The sequence below is a fragment of the Pseudomonas urethralis genome, from assembly GCF_021602465.1.
GTDB lineage: Bacteria > Pseudomonadota > Gammaproteobacteria > Pseudomonadales > Pseudomonadaceae > Aquipseudomonas > Aquipseudomonas vlassakiae.
In genome coordinates this window covers 49239-69237 of sequence record NZ_BQIJ01000007.1, presented here as the reverse complement: position 1 = coordinate 69237, position 19999 = coordinate 49239, and the positions used below count along the sequence as shown (strand labels likewise).

Annotated in this window: 16 protein-coding genes and 6 tRNA genes; 18 read left to right on the top strand and 4 right to left on the bottom strand. The window is 63.1% G+C overall.

Going from position 1 to position 19999, the window contains the following annotated elements; all coding sequences use genetic code 11:
• Positions 1-56: 56 nt before the first annotated feature.
• Together L6D64_RS13465 and L6D64_RS13460 are read right to left on the bottom strand one after the other, a co-directional pair.
• Positions 57-1607: an MDR family MFS transporter gene (locus L6D64_RS13465; protein WP_189660721.1), complete on the bottom strand. Its 1551-nt coding sequence runs from the start codon at positions 1605-1607 to the stop codon at positions 57-59.
• Complete coding sequence (locus L6D64_RS13460; RefSeq protein ID WP_176510204.1) at positions 1597-2652, bottom strand: HlyD family secretion protein; 1056 nt, start codon at positions 2650-2652, stop codon at positions 1597-1599. Before L6D64_RS13460 ends, L6D64_RS13465 begins: the two co-directional genes overlap by 11 nt.
• Positions 2653-2794: 142 nt before the next feature.
• On the opposite strand from L6D64_RS13460, the gene gltX reads away from it, so the two are divergent.
• From gltX to L6D64_RS13400, 12 genes are all read left to right on the top strand, one after another.
• The gene (gene gltX / locus L6D64_RS13455; RefSeq protein ID WP_176510203.1) at positions 2795-4276 is read left to right on the top strand and encodes a glutamate--tRNA ligase; all 1482 of its coding nucleotides are present in this window, start codon (positions 2795-2797) and stop codon (positions 4274-4276) included.
• 287 nt (positions 4277-4563) lie between these two features.
• Positions 4564-4639 (top strand) — tRNA-Ala (locus tag L6D64_RS13450).
• A 72-nt stretch (positions 4640-4711) separates the two neighbouring features.
• Positions 4712-4787 (top strand) — tRNA-Glu (locus L6D64_RS13445).
• Between the two features lie 53 nt (positions 4788-4840).
• Positions 4841-4916 (top strand) — tRNA-Ala (locus L6D64_RS13440).
• Positions 4917-4958: 42 nt separating this feature from the next.
• Positions 4959-5034 (top strand) — tRNA-Glu (locus tag L6D64_RS13435).
• A gap of 64 nt (positions 5035-5098) precedes the next feature.
• Positions 5099-5174 (top strand) — tRNA-Ala (locus tag L6D64_RS13430).
• Positions 5175-5216: 42 nt separating this feature from the next.
• A tRNA-Glu gene (locus L6D64_RS13425) sits at positions 5217-5292 on the top strand.
• Positions 5293-5464: 172 nt separating this feature from the next.
• Entirely contained in the window at positions 5465-6004 is a 540-nt protein-coding gene (locus L6D64_RS13420; RefSeq protein WP_176510202.1) for a TetR/AcrR family transcriptional regulator, read from the top strand.
• 25 nt (positions 6005-6029) lie between these two features.
• Entirely contained in the window at positions 6030-6857 is an 828-nt protein-coding gene (locus tag L6D64_RS13415) for an alpha/beta hydrolase (RefSeq protein WP_176510201.1), read from the top strand.
• A gap of 43 nt (positions 6858-6900) precedes the next feature.
• A complete protein-coding gene (locus L6D64_RS13410; protein WP_176510200.1) occupies positions 6901-7335 on the top strand; it encodes an acyl-CoA thioesterase in 435 nt (144 codons plus the stop codon).
• 50 nt (positions 7336-7385) lie between these two features.
• Positions 7386-8357 carry a tRNA dihydrouridine synthase gene (locus L6D64_RS13405; RefSeq protein WP_176510199.1) on the top strand — a complete coding sequence of 324 codons (972 nt, stop codon included), beginning with the start codon at positions 7386-7388 and terminating at the stop codon, positions 8355-8357.
• 234 nt (positions 8358-8591) lie between these two features.
• On the top strand, positions 8592-9035 hold the full coding sequence (locus L6D64_RS13400; protein ID WP_176510198.1) for an Hsp20 family protein: 444 nt from the start codon (positions 8592-8594) through the stop codon (positions 9033-9035).
• A 44-nt stretch (positions 9036-9079) separates the two neighbouring features.
• Here the strand turns inward: L6D64_RS13400 and L6D64_RS13395 are convergent, their stop codons facing one another.
• Both L6D64_RS13395 and L6D64_RS13390 read right to left on the bottom strand, forming a co-directional pair.
• The gene (locus tag L6D64_RS13395) at positions 9080-12376 is read right to left on the bottom strand and encodes a PAS domain S-box protein (protein WP_176510197.1); all 3297 of its coding nucleotides are present in this window, start codon (positions 12374-12376) and stop codon (positions 9080-9082) included.
• Positions 12377-12438: 62 nt separating this feature from the next.
• Positions 12439-13317 (bottom strand): LysR family transcriptional regulator, encoded by an 879-nt coding sequence (locus L6D64_RS13390; RefSeq protein ID WP_176510196.1) that lies wholly within the window; start codon positions 13315-13317, stop codon positions 12439-12441.
• Between the two features lie 131 nt (positions 13318-13448).
• Between L6D64_RS13390 and leuC the strand changes: the two genes are divergently transcribed.
• The 6 genes from leuC (at position 13449) to L6D64_RS13360 (ending at position 19973) form a co-directional block, all read left to right on the top strand.
• Positions 13449-14882, top strand: a complete 1434-nt coding sequence (gene leuC, locus L6D64_RS13385; protein WP_176510195.1) for a 3-isopropylmalate dehydratase large subunit — start codon at positions 13449-13451, stop codon at positions 14880-14882.
• A complete protein-coding gene (gene leuD, locus L6D64_RS13380) occupies positions 14879-15523 on the top strand; it encodes a 3-isopropylmalate dehydratase small subunit (RefSeq protein WP_176510194.1) in 645 nt (214 codons plus the stop codon). The genes leuC and leuD overlap by 4 nt, the downstream gene beginning before the upstream one ends.
• A 120-nt stretch (positions 15524-15643) precedes the next feature.
• On the top strand, positions 15644-16408 hold the full coding sequence (locus L6D64_RS13375; RefSeq protein WP_176510193.1) for a class I SAM-dependent methyltransferase: 765 nt from the start codon (positions 15644-15646) through the stop codon (positions 16406-16408).
• Positions 16409-16462: 54 nt separating this feature from the next.
• Positions 16463-17545 (top strand): 3-isopropylmalate dehydrogenase, encoded by a 1083-nt coding sequence (gene leuB, locus L6D64_RS13370; RefSeq protein WP_176510192.1) that lies wholly within the window; start codon positions 16463-16465, stop codon positions 17543-17545.
• Positions 17546-17608: 63 nt separating this feature from the next.
• The gene (gene asd / locus L6D64_RS13365) at positions 17609-18721 is read left to right on the top strand and encodes an aspartate-semialdehyde dehydrogenase (protein ID WP_176510191.1); all 1113 of its coding nucleotides are present in this window, start codon (positions 17609-17611) and stop codon (positions 18719-18721) included.
• A gap of 247 nt (positions 18722-18968) precedes the next feature.
• Positions 18969-19973 (top strand): aspartate-semialdehyde dehydrogenase, encoded by a 1005-nt coding sequence (locus L6D64_RS13360; protein WP_176510190.1) that lies wholly within the window; start codon positions 18969-18971, stop codon positions 19971-19973.
• Positions 19974-19999: the final 26 nt, after the last annotated feature.

The following is a 19999-nucleotide window of genomic DNA, read 5'->3' as shown; positions in this document are numbered from 1 at the left end:
CACAGTGCTTGAGGGCTGTGTGGGAGCGGGTTTACCCGCGAAGAGGCCCGTACCGGCTAATGAGCTTCCCCAGCCTTCAACCCCTCCGGCAGCTTGCGGGTCAACAACACCGCCACCATGCTCACCGCCAGCCCGATGCCGACAAAGTGGAAGGCATCGTTGTAGGCCATGATCAGCGCCTGCTGGTGGGCAATTTCGCTCAGCTTGCCCAGCGCCGCATTGTCATTGCCCAGCCGTTCCGTCAACTGCGCCAGCCGCTCCGCCACCTGCGGGTTGCTCGGCACCACCGACTCCCTCAGGTAGTCGAAATACACCTTGGTCCGCGCATCCAGCAAGGTGGCCAGCAAGGCGATGCCGATCGCGCCGCCCAGGTTGCGCAGGATGTTGAACAGGCTCGACGCAGACCCGGCATCCTGCGGCTGGATATACGCCGTGGCGATCAGCGAAATGGTCACCATGATCATCGGCTGGCCGAGGGCGCGGATGATCTGGATATGGTTGAACTGCGGCCCGGCGAAGTCCGGGTTCAACACCCCCGAGCCGAAGCTGGCGACCCCGAACAGGCAGAAACCGAGGGCGCACAGCAGCTTGGGCGACACCACCTTCATCAGTTGCGGCACCAGCGGAATCAGAAACAGCTGCGGAATGCCCATCCACATGATCACTTCGCCGATCTGCAGGGCGTTGTAGCCCTGGATCTGTGCCAGGTACAACGGCAGCAGGTAGATCGAACCATAAAGCCCCACGCCCATGCCCAGGCTGGCAATGCTCGACAGGCCGAAATTGCGGTTGCCGAGGATGCGCAGGTTGATCAAGGGGTGCGGTTTGGACAGCTGCAGGATGACGAAGGTGGCCAGGCTGATCGCAGCGACAGTCGCCAAGCCGACGATCAGGTTCGACTCCAGCCAGTCCTTGCGATGGCCTTCCTCAAGGAAGACCTGCAGGCAGCCCAGGCCCACGCCCAGGGTGACGATGCCGGCATAATCGGTGCTTTTCAGCAGTTCCCAGTGTGCTTCTTTCTTCTCCAGGCCATAGAGCAGGCCGGCGATCATCACCAGCCCGGGCGGGATGTTGATATAGAAGATGTATTCCCAGCCCCAGTTCTCGGTCAGCCAGCCGCCAAGGGTCGGGCCGATCGACGGGGCGAAGGTGGCAGTCATGGCGAACATGGCCATGCCTTTGGCACGGTGATGCTCGGGCAATTTGATCAGGGTCAGGGTGAATGCCAGCGGGATCAGCGCGCCGCCGGTGAAGCCCTGCAGGGCACGGAACAGGATCATGCTTTCGAGGTTCCAGGCCATCGAGCAGAGCAACGAGGACACCAGGAAACCACCCGACACCCACACCGCCAGGCGCCTCGCCGAGAGCAGCTGCACCAGCCAGGCGGTCAGCGGAATCATGATGATTTCCGCCACCAGGTAGGAAGTGGATATCCATGAGCCTTCCTCCAGGGTCGCTGAAAGCGCGCCCTGGATGTCCTTGAGCGAGGAGTTGGTGATCTGGATGTCCAGCACGGCCATGAAGGCTCCCAGCATCACGCTCATCACTGCGATCCAGTCTCGCCGGGTCGGCTCCGCAGTCGGGCGGAGCAGTTGATCACCGGCCATCGTGGCCTTCGTCTTGGTGACGCAGGTCGACGGTGGCGGTGACCGACATGCCGGGGCGAATGCGCCCATGCAACGGGTTGTCGGCGGCGAACGTCAGCTTCACCGGGATGCGCTGCACCACCTTGGTGAAGTTGCCGGTGGCATTGTCTGGCGGCAGCAGGCTGAACTGCGCGCCCGACGCGGCGAACAGGCTATCGACGCGGCCTTCGATCGGGGTGTCGGGGTAGCTGTCGAACAGCAATTCGGCGCGCTGACCGGGTTGCATCTTGCCGATCTGGGTCTCCTTGAAGTTGGCCTGCACCCAGATGTTCTCATCGGGCACGATCGACAACAGGTAGGCGCCGGCCTGTACAATCTGGCCACTGCGGGCATTGCGCTGGCCGATGGTGCCGCTGAGTGGCGCGCGAATCTCACAGCGGGTCAGGTTCAGTTGCGCCTGGGCCAGGTCGGCGCGGGCATTGGCGATCTGCGCGTCGAGGCGTTTGAGGTCGGCGGTCAAGGCGTTGACCTGCTGGCGCTGGCTTTGCAGGTCGGCACGTGCTTTGTCGACCTGGGAACCGGCCACATGGCTGTCTGCCGACAGGGTGGTCACCCGCTCTTCGGAGACGAAGCCGGGCTTGCGCAGCTTTTCGGCGCGGCTCAGGTCCAGGCGCGCGCGGTCGAACGTGGCCTGGTTGGCGGCGACCTGCGCCTGCCCTGCGGCGATCTGGCTGCCTTGCTGGGTCAGTCGGCTCTGGGCCTGGGCATATTCGGCCTCGCGGGTGGCGAGGGCGGCGCGGGCGCGTTCCACGGCCAGCTCGAAGTCGGCGGCCTCCAGACGCACCAGCAGGTCGCCTTTGTTCACGTGCTGATTGTCGTCGACCCGGACCTCGTCGATGCGTGCGCCGAGCTGGCTGGAAATACGGGTGATTTCGCCCTGCACGTAGGCATTGTCGGTGCTCTCGAAGAAGCGGCCTCTGAAATACCACTCGGCCAGGAAGGCGAGGGCGATGAGGGCCACCAAGGTGAAGAAGATCGCCAGGCGGCGTTTGAGTTGGGCAGGCATGGGGACTATCGTTCCAGAAATGTAATTAAATTTAACAGCGGCACATGGCCAGCCGACAAGTGACGTTCGCGCCATTGCTGGAGCCCGGTGCCTGCTCCCTGCTAACATCCCGCCTTTGTTTCATCTTTCGTTCGAGACTCTCATGACCACCGTTCGCACGCGTATCGCGCCATCGCCCACTGGCGACCCCCATGTCGGCACCGCCTACATCGCCCTGTTCAACTACTGCTTTGCCAAGCAGCACGGCGGTGAGTTCATCCTGCGTATCGAAGACACCGACCAGCTGCGCTCCACGCGCGAGTCGGAGCAGCAGATCTTCGACGCCCTGCGCTGGCTTGGCATCGAATGGAACGAAGGCCCGGATGTCGGTGGCCCGCACGGTCCGTACCGGCAAAGCGAGCGTGGCGAGATCTACGCCAGGTACGCCAAGGAGCTGGTCGATGCCGGCCATGCCTTCTACTGCTTCTGCACTGCCGAAGAGCTGGAGCAGATGCGTGCCGAGCAGATGGCCCGTGGTGAAACCCCGCGCTATGACGGCCGTGCCCTGCTGCTGAGCGCCGAAGAAGTGCAGCGCCGCCTGGCCGCTGGCGAGCCGCATGTGATCCGCATGAAGGTGCCGAGCGAAGGTGTCTGCGTGGTTCCGGACATGCTCCGTGGCGACGTCGAAATTCCATGGGACCGCATGGATATGCAGGTGCTGATGAAGAATGACGGCCTGCCGACCTACTTCCTGGCCAACGTGGTGGATGACCACCTGATGGGCATCACCCATGTCCTGCGCGGCGAAGAGTGGCTGCCGTCGGCACCGAAGCTGATCAAGCTGTATGAGTACTTCGGTTGGGAGCAGCCGAAGCTTTGCTACATGCCGCTGCTGCGCAACCCGGACAAGTCCAAGCTGTCCAAGCGCAAGAACCCGACCTCGGTGACCTTCTACGAGCGCATGGGCTTCATGCCCGAGGCCATGCTCAACTACCTGGGCCGCATGGGCTGGTCGATGCCGGACGAGCGCGAGAAGTTCTCCCTGGCCGAGATGGTCGAGCACTTCGACCTGTCGCGTATCTCCCTGGGTGGCCCGATCTTCGACATCGAGAAGCTGTCTTGGCTCAATGGCCAGTGGCTGCGCGAGCTGCCGGTAGAAGAATTCGCCGCACGTGTGCAGAAGTGGGCATTCAACAGCGACTACATGATGAAAATCGCCCCGCATGTGCAGGGCCGTGTCGAGACCTTCAGCCAGATCGCCCCGCTGGGTGGCTTCTTCTTCGAGGGCGCGCTCAAGCTCGATGCCAAGCTGTTCGAAAGCAAGAAGCTGTCCGCCGACCAGGTGCGCCAGGTGATGCAGTTGATCCTGTGGAAACTGGAAAGCCTGCGCCAGTGGGAGAAAGAGCGCATCACCGGCTGCATCCAGGCCGTGGTCGAAGCGCTTGAACTGAAGCTGCGTGATGCCATGCCACTGATGTTCGCCGCCATTACCGGCCAGGCCAGCTCGGTGTCGGTGCTCGATGCCATGGAAATCCTTGGCCCCGACCTGACCCGCTACCGTCTGCGCCAGGCCCTGGACCTGCTCGGTGGTGTGTCGAAGAAAGAAAACAAGGAATGGGAAAAGCTGCTGGCGAACATCGCCTGACAGCCTTGCGAAGCGATAACTGAACCTGTGGGAGCGGGTTCACCCGCGAATACGCTGATGCATTCACCGCAGCATTCGCGGGTAAACCCGTTCCTACAAGGCTCGATGTTCAGGTTTGCAGGGGGCAGGGCGGTAAGTGATTGTTATCTGTGAAAAAAATTTTGAATATTTTCAAAATTTAGTTTGACAGCCCTGCAATCCGATCTTAATATGCGCCCCGTCCACAGCGATGAACGAAAACGAAACGCCAGGCACCCAGCCAGCGCTTCTGTTCAGAGCGACATTGTGGGGCTATAGCTCAGCTGGGAGAGCGCCTGCATGGCATGCAGGAGGTCAGCGGTTCGATCCCGCTTAGCTCCACCAAATTCCGCTTGACAGCCATGGCTGTCGAGCAAGAGCGGGTCCAGCAACCCGATCTTGAAGGTAAGAAGGTTCGTCCCCTTCGTCTAGTGGCCTAGGACACCGCCCTTTCACGGCGGTAACAGGGGTTCGAGTCCCCTAGGGGACGCCAGTTTTGCACAAGCGATGTTTCAGGATGTCGCTGGGCCGAGAGGCTAGAAATCCGGGGCTATAGCTCAGCTGGGAGAGCGCCTGCATGGCATGCAGGAGGTCAGCGGTTCGATCCCGCTTAGCTCCACCAATTCTGCCAGGGTTCGATGCGTCGAACCTTCGCGAAGGTTACGTCCCCTTCGTCTAGTGGCCTAGGACACCGCCCTTTCACGGCGGTAACAGGGGTTCGAGTCCCCTAGGGGACGCCACTTTTACCCGCGTTTTGCGGGACTTAAAAAGGCTCGTTCGCATATTGAATGAGTCTTTTGTTTCGGGGCTATAGCTCAGCTGGGAGAGCGCCTGCATGGCATGCAGGAGGTCAGCGGTTCGATCCCGCTTAGCTCCACCAATTCTGCCAGGGTTCGATGCGTCGAATCTTCGCGAAGGTTACGTCCCCTTCGTCTAGTGGCCTAGGACACCGCCCTTTCACGGCGGTAACAGGGGTTCGAGTCCCCTAGGGGACGCCATTTTTACCCGCGTTTTGCGGGACTTTTAAGGCTCATTCGATTATTGAATGGGCCTTTTGTTTTTCTCCCATCGAAAAAAAGCTGCTGTCGACAAGCGGTGGCAAATTCTGCTTGCCAAAAAATATGATAGGAATAATATTTCGATCATCATATTTTGATCGGCAGCCGGCCAATGAGCGACAAGAAGAGCAAGACCCGCGAACGCATTCTCGAAGCCGCCCGCAGCGCGTTGATCCAGCATGGCCCGGCCGAGCCGAGCGTCAGCCAGGTAATGGGCGCGGCAGGCCTGACCGTGGGTGGTTTCTATGCGCACTTCGAGAGCAAGGACGAACTCATGCTCGAAGCCTTCCGCCAGTTGCTGGGCGAACGGCGTGCCTTGCTCGCCCAGATAGACCCGAACCTCGATGGGGAAGGGCGCCGTGCCCTGGCGAGCGCCTTCTACCTGTCGCGCAAGCACCGTGACGCCGAGGTGCATGCCTGCCCGCTGCCGAACTCGCTCGGCGAGATGCAGCGACTGCCTGCAGCCTTCCGTGAAGTGCTGGCCGAGCACATCGAGCTGATGACGGCGGCGATGGTCGACCGCCCGGAAGACGCCGATAAAGCCTTGGCTGACCTGGCCCTGATGATCGGTGGCCTGGCCCTGGCGCGGGCCTTGGGCCCGGGCGAGTTGTCCGATCGCATTCTGCGTGCCGCCAAGTCGGCAGTTCTCTGATACCCCCTGGTCCTGGAGCAAGGCGATGACTACCCTGAGCTGGATTCGTGGCGTAAATGGCGCCTTGGGTCGACTGGCCCCCGAGCATGTCGCCGGCAAGATGCGCCGTGCCTTCATGACCCCGCGCAACCTGCCGCCCCGGCAGTGGGAGTTGCCGCTGCTGGCCAGTGCCGAGCGCATCACCTTGCGCTTCGGCTTGTCGGCCTTGCGTTGGGGCAAAGGGCCGACGGTGCTGCTGATGCACGGCTGGGAAGGGCGCCCGACCCAGTTCGCGGCGCTGATCGAAACGCTGGTGCGGGCCGGGCACACCGTGGTCTCGCTGGAGGGCCCGGCCCACGGTCGCTCGCCCGGCCAGCAGGCGCATGTGGTGCTGTTTGCCCGGGCACTGCTGGAAGCGGCTGCCGAGTTGCCGCCGCTACGTGCCGTGATCGGTCACTCCATGGGCGGTGCCAGCGTGTTGCTGGCGCTGCAGATGGGGCTGCGCGCCGAGGCCGCAGTGAGCATTGCGGCGCCAGCGCAGCTGCTGGGTGTGTTGCGTGGCTTTGCCCAGCGCCTGGGGTTGCCGGCGCGGGCCAGGGCGGCATTCATCCGCCAGGTCGAGCGCGATGTCGGCATGCAGATCGCTCGCCTCGATGTCAGTGGCTACCAGCTGGAGCTGCCCGGGTTGGTGGTGCATGCTGCGGATGACGCGCTGGTGCCCGCGGGTGAGGCGCAGGTCATCCACAAGGCCTGGTTCGACAGCCGGCTCATGCTGCTGGAGGAGGGTGGGCATCAGCGCCTGCTGGCTGACCCGCGTCTGAGCGAGGCGGTGCTGGAGCTGCTGGCCCGTGAGCCTTCGCGGCAGAGTGCCTGAACATCCGTTACACTCGGCCCGTTCATTGAGATTGGGAGCGGGCATGAGCTGGGACCTGGAAGCGCCATTCATCATCGACCTGCGTGTCGGCAGCGAGGACATCGACGGCCTCGGCCACGCCAATAACGCGGTCTACGTCACCTGGCTGGAGCGCTGCGCCTGGCGCCACTCCCAGCGTCTGGGCCTGGACCTGGCCGAGTACCGGCGCCTGGACCGGGCCATGGCGGTGGTGCGCCACGAAATCGACTACCTTGCTGCGGGCTACGAGGACGATGAGCTGCAACTGGCCACCTGGATCATCGACTGGGACCAGCGCCTGCGCATGACCCGGCGCTTCCAGCTCAAGCGTCCACGTGATGGTGTGACCTTGCTACGTGCACAGACCACCTTCGCCTGCATCGAGCTGTCCAGCGGCAAGCCCAAACGCATGCCGGCGGAGTTTCTCGAAGGTTACGGGCCGGCGCTGATCGGCAACTGAAACCACGGTTTTTTTTGCTAGACTGCCGCCTTTTCCGCCGAGACCCCGACATGCAAATTGCCCTGGCCCCCATGGAGGGGCTGGTCGACAACATCCTGCGCGACGTCCTGACCCGAGTGGGCGGCATCGATTGGTGCGTCACCGAGTTCATCCGCGTGTGCGACCGCCTGCTGCCGGCCTCCTCGTTCGACAAGCTCGCCCCTGAGTTGCGCCAGGGCGCGCGCACGGCCGCTGGCGTGCCGATGCGTGTGCAGTTGCTGGGCTCGGACCCGGTGTGCCTGGCGGAGAACGCCGCGCTGGCCTGCGAGCTGGGGGCGCCGGTCATCGACCTGAATTTCGGCTGCCCGGCCAAGACCGTGAACAAGTCGCGTGGAGGCGCGGTGCTGCTCAAGGAGCCGGAGTTGTTGCATGCCATCGTTCGCGAAGTGCGCCGTGCGGTGCCCGCGCATATCCCGGTCACTGCCAAGATGCGCCTGGGTTTCGATAGCCCGGATGGGGCGCTGGAGTGTGCCACGGCGTTGGCCGAGGGCGGTTCGGCGCACCTGGTGGTGCATGCGCGAACCAAGGTCGAAGGCTACAAGCCACCCGCCCACTGGGAGTGGGTGGCGCGGGTGCAGGATGTCGTGCGGGTGCCGGTGTTTGCCAATGGTGAAATCTGGAGCGTTGACGACTGGCGGCGTTGCCGCGAAGTCAGCGGTGCCGAAGACATCATGCTGGGGCGCGGGCTGGTGTCGCGCCCGGACCTGGCCCTGCAGATCGCCGCGGCGCGCGATGGGCAGCCATACCAGCCGATGAGCTGGGTGCAGCTGCTGCCGTTGTTGCGCGAGTTCTGGCGCCAGGCCCAGGCCAAGCTGTCGCCGCGCTATGCGCCGGGGCGGATGAAGCAGTGGCTGGCAATGCTGACCCGCAGTTATCCCGAGGCGGTGATGCTGTTTGCCGAGTTGCGCCGAGAGGACGATTGCGCCCGCATAAGCCGGTTGCTTGGGGTTGAGGCGATCTCCTTCGAGTCTTGTGTTGCCTGATCCGGCCTCTTCGCGGGTAAACCCGCTCCCACAGGTACAACGCTGCCTTCAGGGCTGGTGGCATCTCTGTGGGAGCGGGTTTACCCGCGAAAAGGCCATCAGCCCTAAAGCTGAATTCAGATTTTTTCAGGGCACCCCTTGAAAGCTTTCTTGTAGTCCCTATCTCTTGAGTACGCGATGCCGAAGTCGGGTCGCGCAGTGACTTTACTTGCTGAAACTCAGGAGTTTATGACCATGACTACCGCTTTCTCTCTCGCTCCACTGTTCCGCCATTCCGTTGGCTTCGACCGTTTCAACGACCTGTTCGAGTCTGCGGCGCGCAATGAGGCGGGTAGCAGCTACCCTCCCTACAACGTGGAAAAACATGGCGATGATCACTATCGCATCGTGGTTGCCGCAGCCGGCTTCCAGGAGCAGGACCTCGACCTGCAAGTCGAAAAAGGTGTCCTGACCGTAACCGGTGGCAAACGCGAGAACGGCACTGCTGAAGTGACTTACCTGCACCAGGGCATTGCCCAGCGTGCCTTCAAGCTGTCGTTCCGCCTGGCCGACCATATCGAGGTCAAGTCGGCTGGCCTGGCCAACGGCCTGCTCAGCATCGACCTGCTGCGCATCGTGCCGGAAGAAGCCAAGGCCAAGCGCATCCCGATCAATGGCGACCAGCCAGCACTGAACTGAGTTCAGTATGAAGAAAGGGCACCTTCGGGTGCCCTTTTTTCGTTTCAGTAATCTGCCGGTGCTTCCAGCAACATCTGCCTGAACTCCGGCAGCGGCAATGGCCGGCTGTGCAGGTAGCCCTGGTACAGGTAGCAGCCCAGGCGTTCGAGAAACGCCAGTTGTTCGGTCAGTTCGACCCCTTCGGCAATCACCGCCAGGTCCAGGCTGCGGGCCATGGCCACGATGGCACGGACAATCTCGGCATCGTTGGGGTCATCGGGAGCGTCGCGGACAAACGTCTGGTCGATTTTCAAGGCATCCACCGGCAGGCGCTTGAGGTAGGTGAGCGAGGAATAGCCGGTGCCGAAGTCGTCCATGGCAAAGCTCACGCCATAGCGCTTGAGTTCACGCATCTTGCTGATGGTGTCTTCCAGGTTCTGGATGACGATGCCCTCGGTGATCTCCAGCTTCAGCATCTGCCGTGGCAGGCGGTAGTCATCCAGGCTGCGCAGTACCCGCTCGACGAAATCGTTCTGGCGGAACTGCCGCGGGCTGATATTCACGCACAGGCTGAAATCATTGGCGTCGATCAGGCCGTCTTCGAGCATGTGCGCGCAGGCATCGCAGGCTTCGTCGAGAATCCAGCTGCCAACTTCCAGTATCAGGCCGCTTTCTTCCAGCACCTGGATGAACTGCGCCGGCGGTTGCTGGCCCAGTTGCGGATGATGCCAGCGCAGCAACACTTCGGCACCGACGATGCGATTGTCGCGGGCATCGACCTGGGGCTGGAAATGCAAGGCCAGTTCGCCCCGCGCAAGGGCCAGGCGCAGGTCGCTCTCCATGCGCAGGCGCTCGCTGGCGGCCTTCTGCATGGTGGTATGGAACAGTTCGGTGGTATTGCGCCCGGAGTCCTTGGCCCGGTACAGGGCGATATCGGCGCGCTTGAGCAAGTCGGCCGGCGTGGTGCCGTGGTCGGGGATCAATGCCACGCCGATACTCGGCGTCACCTGCAGGCGCTGGCCATCCAGCGACATCGGTTCGGCCAGCAGTTCGCGCAGGGTGTCGGCCAGTTCGCGGACCTTGCCTTCCACGGCCTCGCGGCTGCCTTCCAGGCCGCTGAGCAGCACCACGAACTCATCGCCGCCCAGGCGCGCCACGGTGTCTTCCAGGCGCACACTGGCTTCCAGGCGGGCGGTAATGATCTTCAGCACGGTGTCGCCCACCGGGTGCCCGAGCGAGTCGTTGATGTGCTTGAAGTGGTCGAGGTCGAGGAACAGCAGCGCGCCGCGCAGGTTGTGGCGGCGCAGCAGGGCGATCTGCTGGCTCAGGCGGTCCATCAGCAAGGCGCGGTTGGGCAGGTTGGTCAGCGGGTCGTGGTAGGCGAGGTGGCGGATCTGCGCCTGGGCGTTCTTCAGCTGGCTGACATCGCGGGCAGTCAGCAGCAGGCAGTCCGCCTCGTTGAGGCTGATCGGCTCCACCGACACCTCGACGGTGAGGATATCGCCGCGCTTGTTGCGCCCGAGCATCTCCCGGTGGTGCACCCGGCCACGCTCCTTGAGCTCGCTGAGCAGTGCGCTGCGCTGCTTGTCGTCGGCCCAGATGCCGATTTCGTAGACGCTGCGGCCGATCACTTCGTCAGCGCTGTAGCCCGTCAGCCGGCAGAAGCCGTCGTTGACCTCCAGGTAGCGGCCGCTGCGGCGTTCGGTGATGGTGATGGCGTCCGGGCTGGAGTGGAAGGCCTTGGCGAACTTCTCTTCGCTGGCTTTGAGCGCCGCTTCGGCGCGTTGCTGCTGGGTGATGTCGCGCAGCGTGGTGACGCTGCACGGCTGGTCATCGACGCTGATCAGGCGGCTGGCAATGACGCAGGTCAGTGGCGCGCCATTGCGGTGGTTGACCACCACCGCCACATTGCTCAGTGCCTGTTCGCGGATCACCCGCTCGATGCGCTGGGCGCGTTCGATCGACTCGGCCCACAGGCCGATCTCTTCGGCGGTGCGGCCGATCACCTGTTCGGCGCTCCAGCCGAAGGTCTGGGTGAAGGCCGGGTTGATCTCGATGAACTGGCCGGTGTCCTGGCGGGTCACGCAGATCGGGTCGGGGCTGACCTGGAACAGGCTGGCGAATTTTTCTTCCGAGGCGCTCAGGCGCTGTTCGCGCTCTACCTGCTCGGTGATATCCAGCAAGGTACCGGCCATGCGCAACGGGTTGCCCTGCTCATCGCGGTACAGGCGAGCACGGCTTTCGATATAGCGCGAAGTGCCGTTTTCCAGCTGCACGCGGTAGGTGATCTGGTAGTTGCCCGCCGGGCCTTCGCGCAGGCTGCGGTAGGCCTGGCGCATGCTGGAGCGTTCGTGTTCCGGCACGCCTTCGAAGAACGAATCGAACGACTCGTGGAACGGCACCGGGTCCAGCCCGTGCAATTGCGCAGCGCGGGCCGAGCCGTAGAGCATGCCGCTGGGGATGTGCCAGTCCCAGGTACCCAGTTGCGCCGAGTCCAGCGCCAGGTCCAGGCGTTCCTGGCTGTCCTTGAGGGCCTGCTCGGCGCGTTTGCGCTCGGTGGTGTCGACAAAGGTGCTGATCAGGTAGGTCACGCCCTCCATCTCGATGCTCTGGGTGCACAGGATGCCGTCGTGGAGCTTGCCGGTGCTGGCGCGGAACTGCACTTCCATGATCGCCGGCCCATGGTTGCCGCGGGTGGCCTCGATGACCTGGTGACGTTGTTCGGGATTCACCCACAAGCCCAGCTCGAGACTGGTCTTGCCGATCACCTGGCCGCCGGGCCAGCCGAACATGTCTTCGAAGTGCTGGTTGACTTCGATGATCATGCCGTCCTGGCGGCGGCTCAGCAAAATGGCGTTGGGGCTCAGGTGGAACAGCGTGGCGAAGCGCTTTTCCGAGTTGATCAACGCGGTTTCCCGTTCGCGCTGGCGGGTGATCTCGCGGATCACCCCGATCATCTGGCGCCGGCCGTGAGGATCATGGGTCAGGCTGCCGTTGATCTCCAGCCAGTGCAGGGTGCCATCCGGCCACCGGATGCGATGGCGCATGGCTTGTTCCACCGGCTCGCCATTGACCACCGCGTGGAACAGTTGCCGGGTACGCGCACGGTCTTCTTCCGGCAGCAGGTCGAGGTAATCGATGTCGTTGGGCAGCGGGCGTTGCGGGTCGAAGCCGAACAGCGCCTGGGTGCCCCGTGACCAGCTGATCCTGCCGGTGTCGATATCCCACAGCCAGGCGCCCAGACGTGCGCCGTTGAGGGCGGCCAGCAGCTGCGGGGCGTTCTGCCAGGCCTGTTCCGATTCCTGCGGGTCGGCCGCTGGGATGCGCGGCAGGCGCGGAAAACGTTTTGCTGATTTGGGCATTGGTACCAGACCTTTGGCGTGTGACGCGTCCATGAAGTTGGAAATGCCGAGCTGACGACCGGTCAGGCGGACCCTGCGTGGCTGTCGAGCAGGGCCATGAAGGCCCTGGCAGCGTTCGATAGCGTTCGCTCCGTGTGCAAAATGTAGCCTAGCTGGCGCGACAGCTGTATGCCGGGCAAGGCGATGGGTGCAACCTGATCATCCAGCATAGTCCGGGGCAGCACGCTCCACGCCAGGCCGATCGACACCATCATCTTGATGGTTTCCAGGTAGTTGGTGCTCATGGCGATGTTCGGTGTCAGGCCCTGGCTTTCGAACAGGCGCTGGACGATATGGTGGGTGAAGGTATTGCCGCCGGGGAAGACCGCCGGGTGCCGGGCGACATCGGCCAGGTTCACCGCCTGGTTGCTGGCCAGTGGATGCTCGGGCGCCGCCACGAAGTCCAGGGCGTCGTCCCACACCGGTGCGGCCTTGACCAGGTGGTGAGGCTCGGGGGCGAGGGTGATGACGGCAATTTCAGCGCGGCCATGGAGGATTTCATCGTAGGCCTGTTCCGAATCCATGAACTGAATATCCAACGCCACAGCCGGGTACTGCCGGGTAAAAGCCCGTAAAAGCGGGGGCAGGCGGTGCAAACCGATGTGGTGGCTGGTGGCCAGGGTGAGTCGACCGCTCACTTCCCCCGTCAAATTGGTCAGCGCCCGTCGGGTATCATCGAGGACGTTGAGGATCTGGTAGGCACGCGGCAGCAATGCGCGGCCGGCCTCGGTCAAGGTCACTTCGCGGCCCAGGCGGTCGAACAGGCGCACGTCCAGTTGCTGTTCCAGGCCAGCGATACGTTTGCTGATCGCTGGCTGGGTCAGGAACAGGCGCTCGCCGGCGCCCGAGAAGCTGCCGGTCTCGGCAATGGCAATGAATGCGCTGAGGTTGGCCAGGTCCACGATTTCGGATTCCTTTTGGTTATCCAAAGCATAAAAATTATGAATTTGAGTTATTCAATCTAACCCCATAGCATCGTCCGTACAAGCCAAGGGGTCTTTGGCATAGAAAGACGCTGATGAGGAACAGTCTGATGGCTGGCAAAACGCTCTACGACAAACTCTGGGAAGCCCATGAGGTCAAGCGCCGTGATGACGGCTCGTCCTTGATCTACATCGACCGCCATATCATTCACGAAGTGACGTCGCCCCAGGCCTTCGAAGGCCTGCGCCTGGCCAATCGCAAGCCGTGGCGCATCGATGCCAACATCGCCACCCCGGACCACAACGTGCCGACCACGCCGGAGCGCAAGGGCGGCATCGAAGCCATCGCCGACCAGGTGTCGCGCCTGCAGGTGCAGACCCTCGATGAGAACTGTGACGAATATGGCATCGTCGAATTCAAGATGAACGACGAACGCCAGGGCATCGTCCACGTCATCAGCCCGGAGCAGGGCGCCACCTTGCCGGGCATGACCGTGGTCTGCGGTGACTCGCACACCTCCACCCACGGCGCTTTCGGCGCCTTGGCCCATGGCATCGGTACCTCCGAGGTCGAGCATGTGCTCGCCACCCAGTGCCTGGTCGCCAAGAAGATGAAGAACATGCTGGTACGGGTTGAAGGCCAGTTGCCAGCCGGTGTCACCGCCAAGGACATCGTCCTTGCCGTGATCGGCAAGATCGGCACGGCCGGTGGTAATGGCCACGCCATGGAGTTCGCTGGCAGCGCCATCCGTGAATTGTCCATGGAAGGCCGCATGACCATCTGCAACATGTCCATCGAAGCCGGTGCCCGTGTGGGCCTGGTAGCGACCGACGCCACCACCATCGCCTACGTCGAAGGCCGCCCGTATGCGCCCAAGGGCGAGGACTGGAAGCGTGCCGTCGAGGCATGGAAGGACCTGGTTTCCGACGACGATGCCGTGTTCGACACCGTGGTCGAACTCGACGCTGCGCAGATCAAGCCGCAAGTCAGCTGGGGCACTTCACCGGAAATGGTCTTGGCTGTCGACCAGCGCGTCCCGGACCCGGCTGCCGAGCCAGACCTGATCAAGCGTGGTTCGATCGAGCGCGCCCTCAAGTACATGGGCCTTGCCGCCAACCAGGCGATTACCGACATCAAGCTCGACCGCGTATTCATCGGTTCGTGCACCAACTCGCGCATCGAAGACCTGCGCGCCGCCGCCGAGATCGCCAAGGGCCGCAAGGTTGCCGCGACGGTCAAGCAGGCGCTGGTCGTGCCAGGTTCGGGTCTGGTCAAGGCCCAGGCCGAACGTGAAGGCCTGGACAAGATCTTCCTCGAAGCCGGCTTCGAATGGCGTGAGCCCGGCTGCTCGATGTGCCTGGCAATGAACCCGGATCGCCTGGAAAGCGGCGAGCACTGTGCGTCCACGTCCAACCGCAACTTCGAAGGCCGTCAGGGCGCCGGTGGCCGTACCCACCTGGTCAGCCCGGCCATGGCCGCCGCCGCCGCGGTGACTGGCCACTTCATCGATGTCCGCGAGTTGATCCAAGGGAGCGCAGCATGAAAGCCTTTACCCAGCACACCGGTCTCGTCGCGCCGTTGGATCGTGCCAACGTCGACACCGACCAGATCATCCCCAAGCAGTTCCTCAAGTCGATCAAGCGCACCGGTTTCGGCCCCAACCTGTTCGACGAATGGCGTTACCTGGATGTCGGTCAGCCGTACCAGGACAACAGCAAGCGCCCGCTGAACCAGGAATTCGTGCTCAACCACGCGCGTTACCAGGGGGCCAGCGTACTGCTGGCACGGGAGAACTTCGGTTGCGGTTCGAGCCGTGAGCACGCGCCCTGGGCACTGGACGAATACGGCTTCCGCAGCGTGATCGCGCCGAGCTTCGCCGACATCTTCTTCAACAACAGCTTCAAGAACGGCCTGCTGCCGATCATCCTCAGCGACGAGGAAGTCGACGAGCTGTTCAAGCAGGTCGAAGCCAACCCGGGCTACCAGTTGACCATCGACCTGCAGGCGCAGGCGGTGACCCGCCCGGATGGCAAGGTGCTGCACTTCGAAATCGACGCGTTCCGCAAGCACTGCCTGCTCAATGGCCTGGACGACATCGGCCTGACCTTGCAGGACAGCGACGCGATCAAGGCTTTTGAACAGAAGCACCGTGCCGCGCAGCCCTGGTTGTTCCGGGATGCCTGATTGAGCGGCTGGCCTCATCGCGGATAAATCCGCTCCTACAGACCGTGCGCGATCCTTGTAGGAGCGGATTCATCCGCGAAAGGCCGGTGAAGGCAACACACCACCCAAGGATCGATACCCATGACCAGCACCACCCATACCGATGTGGTCCAACGCCAGTTCGGCGAACAGGCCAGCGCCTACCTCAGCAGCGCCGTGCATGCCCAGGGCAGCGAGTTCGCCCTGTTGCAGGCCGCGCTGGCAGGGCAGGGCGATGCCCGCGTGCTGGACCTGGGCTGCGGTGCCGGTCATGTCAGTTTCCACGTCGCGCCCCTGGTCGCTGAAGTGGTCGCCTACGATCTCTCGCAATCGATGCTCGACGTGGTTGCCAGCGCCGCCAGCGAGCGCGGCCTGGGCAATATCACCACCGAATGCGGTGCGGCCGAACGCTTGCCGTTCGCCGACGCTTCGTTCGACTTCGTCTTCAGCCGCTACTCGGCGCATCACTGGAGCGACCTGGGCGTGGCCCTGCGCGAAGTGCGCCGGGTGCTCAAGCCGGGCGGCGTGGCAGCGTTCATCGACGTGATGTCGCCGGGCAGCCCGTTGCTCGACACCTACCTGCAGGCCGTGGAAGTGCTGCGCGACACCAGTCACGTGCGCGACTACTCGGCCGCCGAATGGCAACGCCAGGTCAGCGAAGCCGGCCTGCACGTGCGCAGCCACACGCGCCAGCCACTGCGCCTGGAATTCAGCAGCTGGGTCGAGCGCATGCGCACCCCCGAGCCGATGCGCGTTGCCATTCTCCAATTGCAGCAAGCCATGGGCGCAGAAGTACGGCAGTATTACCAGATCGAGGCCGATGGCTCGTTCAGCACCGATGTGCTGGTGTTGTGGGCCGAGCGATAAGAACTTTTCGGTGAGGCCCGAATGGCCGCACCGCGTGAATGGATAGAGGAAAGCATGAGCAAGCAGATTCTGATTCTCCCAGGTGATGGCATTGGTCCGGAAATCATGGCCGAGGCGGTCAAGGTGCTGGAGTTGGCCAACGACAAGTTCCAGCTCGGCTTCAGCCTCGAGCACGACGTGATCGGCGGCGCCGCCATCGACAAGCACGGCGTACCGCTGGCTGACGAGACCCTGGAGCGTGCCCGCAAGGCCGACGCCGTGCTGCTGGGCGCCGTGGGCGGCCCGAAATGGGACAAGATCGAGCGCGACATCCGCCCGGAACGCGGCTTGCTGAAAATCCGTTCGCAACTGGGCCTGTTCGCCAACCTGCGCCCGGCCATTCTCTACCCGCAACTGGCCGATGCATCTTCGCTGAAGCCGGAAATCGTCTCGGGCCTGGATATCCTCATCGTCCGTGAGCTGACCGGCGGCATCTACTTCGGTGCCCCGCGTGGTCAGCGCGAACTGCAAGGTGGCGAGCGCCAGGCCTACGACACACTGCCCTACAGCGAAAGCGAAGTGCGCCGTATCGCCCGGGTCGGCTTCGACATGGCCCGCGTGCGTGGCAAGAAGCTGTGCTCGGTGGACAAGGCCAACGTCCTGGCCTCCAGCCAGCTGTGGCGTGAAGTGGTCGAAGACGTGGCCAAGGACTACCCGGACGTCGAACTGAGCCACATGTACGTCGATAACGCTGCCATGCAGCTGGTTCGCGCACCGAAACAGTTCGACGTGGTAGTGACCGACAACATGTTCGGTGACATTCTGTCGGATGAGGCTTCCATGCTGACCGGTTCCATCGGCATGCTGCCTTCGGCCTCCCTGGACGCCGAAAACAAGGGCATGTACGAGCCTTGTCACGGGTCGGCCCCGGACATCGCCGGGCAGGGCATCGCCAACCCGCTGGCGACCATCCTGTCGGTGTCGATGATGCTGCGTTACAGCTTCAACCAGCAGGCGGCTGCCGAGGCGATCGAGAAGGCGGTCAGCGTCGTGCTGGACCAGGGCCTGCGCACCGGTGACATCTGGTCGGCCGGCTGCAACAAAGTAGGCACGCAGGAAATGGGCGACGCAGTAGTCGCAGCGCTGCGGAATCTGTAATCTCTCTGGCCCGCCACCAAAAACTCGAGGTGGCGGCCCACTTTTAGCAAAGGTGTAGTTGCGATGAAACGTGTAGGTCTGATCGGTTGGCGCGGTATGGTCGGTTCCGTGCTCATGCAGCGGATGCTGGAGGAGCAGGATTTCGACCTTATCGAGCCGGTGTTCTTCACCACCTCCAACGTAGGTGGCCAGGGCCCGAACGTGGGCAAGGATATTGCTCCGCTCAAGGACGCTTATTCGATTGAAGAACTCAAGACCCTCGACGTGATCCTGACCTGTCAGGGCGGCGACTATACCAACGAGGTGTTCCCCAAGCTGCGTGAAGCCGGCTGGCAGGGTTACTGGATCGATGCCGCTTCGTCGCTGCGCATGCAGGACGATGCGGTGATCGTGCTGGACCCGGTCAACCGCAAGGTCATCGACCAGCAGCTCGATGCCGGTACCAAGAACTACATCGGCGGCAACTGCACGGTCAGCCTGATGCTGATGGGCCTGGGCGGCCTGTTCGAAGCCGGCCTGGTCGAGTGGATGAGCGCCATGACCTACCAGGCGGCTTCCGGTGCCGGCGCTCAGAACATGCGCGAGCTGATCAAGCAGATGGGGGCTACCCATGCAGCCGTTGCCGATGACCTGGCCAATCCGGCCAGCGCCATCCTCGACATCGACCGCAAGGTGGCCGAAACCATGCGTGGCGATGGGTTCCCGACCGAGAACTTCGGCGTGCCGCTGGCCGGTAGCCTGATCCCGTGGATCGACAAGGAGCTGCCGAACGGCCAGAGCCGCGAAGAGTGGAAGGCCCAGGCCGAAACCAACAAGATCCTCGGCCGCTTCAAGAGCCCGATCCCGGTCGATGGCATCTGCGTGCGCATCGGCGCCATGCGTTGCCACAGCCAGGCGCTGACCATCAAGCTGAACAAGGATGTGCCTCTGGCCGACATCGAAGGCATGATCAGCCAGCACAACCCGTGGGTGAAACTGGTGCCGAACCAGCGCGAGATCAGCATGCAAGAGCTGACCCCGACCAAGGTGACCGGTACCCTGAACATCCCGGTTGGCCGCCTGCGCAAGCTGAACATGGGGTCGCAGTACCTGGGTGCGTTCACCGTGGGTGACCAGCTGCTGTGGGGCGCCGCCGAACCGCTGCGCCGCATGCTGCGGATCCTGCTGGAGCGTTGATCGCTTGGGCTGCACCGAAAACCCGCGCTGGTGACAGCGCGGGTTTTTTTATGCCGGTCCGCCGGGGGATTTTCAGCGCCTGTGAGATCGAGCGCCGCCGGCGCGGCGCTCGATCTGAAGGGCGCTAAAAAATCTCATGGCGAGCACCTGGTGGCCTCAATGCAATCTCCACCCAGGCCAGCACAGACAAATCACTACAATCCAAGTAAAGTGCCGCCCCCGCCGTTTCAGCAAAAGGATCCCTACCATGACCACTCCCCTGGACATCGCCGTCGTCGGCGCCACCGGCAGCGTCGGTGAAACCCTCGTGCAGATCCTCGAAGAACTGGCCTTCCCGGTTGGCACCCTGCACCTGCTGGCCAGCATGGAATCGGCGGGCAGCAGCATGATGTTCGCCGGCAGGAAGCTCAAGGTGCGTGAGGTCGACAGTTTCGACTTCGCCCAGGTCAAGCTGGCCTTCTTCGCCACCAGTCCGGCCGTCAGCCGCAGTTTTGCCAGCAAGGCCGAGCAGGCCGGCTGCACGGTCATCGACCTTTCCGGCGGCCTGGACAATGCCCTCGCCGTGGTACCGGAGGCCAATGGTGACAGTGTCGCCAACCTCAGCCTGCCTGCGCGCATCACCAGCCCCAGCTGCGCCGCCGTGGCCTTGGCGGTTGCCCTGGCACCGCTCAAGGGCCAACTGGATATCGAGCGGGTGCAGGTCATGGCGGCCCTGGCGGTGTCCGCGCAAGGCCGTGAAGCGGTCAGTGAACTGGCCCGGCAAACCGCCGAGCTGCTCAATGCCCGCCCACTGGAGCCACGCTTCTTCGATCGCCAGATGGCCTTCAACGTGCTGGCCCAGGTCGGGGGCGTCGACGAGCAGGGGCATACTGCCGTAGAGCGGCGCCTGGTGGGTGAACTTCGCGTGCTGCTGGGCCTGCCGGAACTGAAGATTTCCGTGAGCTGCATTCAAGTCCCGGTGTTTTTCGGCGATAGCTTCAGTGTAGCGGTACAGAGCCGTCGCCCGGTCGATCTGGGCCAGGTCAACCAGGCACTGGAACAGGCCGAAAGCATCGAGCTGGTGGCAAACGACGATTATCCGACCCCGGTCGGTGACGCAGTCGGCCAAGACGTGGTCTATGTTGGTCGTGTACGCCATGGAATTGACGAAAAACAGCAGCTCAACCTTTGGTTGACCACCGACAATGCGCGCAAGGGCGCTGCTTTGAACGCCGTACAGGTGGCGCAATTGTTGATTAAACACATGGTGTAAAAGATACTGGCGAGCACTTTTGTCCC

Bases quoted from the DNA above. Each gene is read 5' to 3' on its own strand.
- L6D64_RS13465 (WP_189660721.1), bottom strand. From the start codon at position 1,607: ATGGCCGGTGATCAACTGCTCCGCCCGACTGCGGAGCCGACCCGGCGA.
- L6D64_RS13460 (WP_176510204.1), bottom strand. From the start codon at position 2,652: ATGCCTGCCCAACTCAAACGCCGCCTGGCGATCTTCTTCACCTTGGTG.
- gltX (WP_176510203.1), top strand. From the start codon at position 2,795: ATGACCACCGTTCGCACGCGTATCGCGCCATCGCCCACTGGCGACCCC.
- L6D64_RS13420 (WP_176510202.1), top strand. From the start codon at position 5,465: ATGAGCGACAAGAAGAGCAAGACCCGCGAACGCATTCTCGAAGCCGCC.
- L6D64_RS13415 (WP_176510201.1), top strand. From the start codon at position 6,030: ATGACTACCCTGAGCTGGATTCGTGGCGTAAATGGCGCCTTGGGTCGA.
- L6D64_RS13410 (WP_176510200.1), top strand. From the start codon at position 6,901: ATGAGCTGGGACCTGGAAGCGCCATTCATCATCGACCTGCGTGTCGGC.
- L6D64_RS13405 (WP_176510199.1), top strand. From the start codon at position 7,386: ATGCAAATTGCCCTGGCCCCCATGGAGGGGCTGGTCGACAACATCCTG.
- L6D64_RS13400 (WP_176510198.1), top strand. From the start codon at position 8,592: ATGACTACCGCTTTCTCTCTCGCTCCACTGTTCCGCCATTCCGTTGGC.
- L6D64_RS13395 (WP_176510197.1), bottom strand. From the start codon at position 12,376: ATGCCCAAATCAGCAAAACGTTTTCCGCGCCTGCCGCGCATCCCAGCG.
- leuC (WP_176510195.1), top strand. From the start codon at position 13,449: ATGGCTGGCAAAACGCTCTACGACAAACTCTGGGAAGCCCATGAGGTC.
- leuD (WP_176510194.1), top strand. From the start codon at position 14,879: ATGAAAGCCTTTACCCAGCACACCGGTCTCGTCGCGCCGTTGGATCGT.
- L6D64_RS13375 (WP_176510193.1), top strand. From the start codon at position 15,644: ATGACCAGCACCACCCATACCGATGTGGTCCAACGCCAGTTCGGCGAA.
- leuB (WP_176510192.1), top strand. From the start codon at position 16,463: ATGAGCAAGCAGATTCTGATTCTCCCAGGTGATGGCATTGGTCCGGAA.
- asd (WP_176510191.1), top strand. From the start codon at position 17,609: ATGAAACGTGTAGGTCTGATCGGTTGGCGCGGTATGGTCGGTTCCGTG.
- L6D64_RS13360 (WP_176510190.1), top strand. From the start codon at position 18,969: ATGACCACTCCCCTGGACATCGCCGTCGTCGGCGCCACCGGCAGCGTC.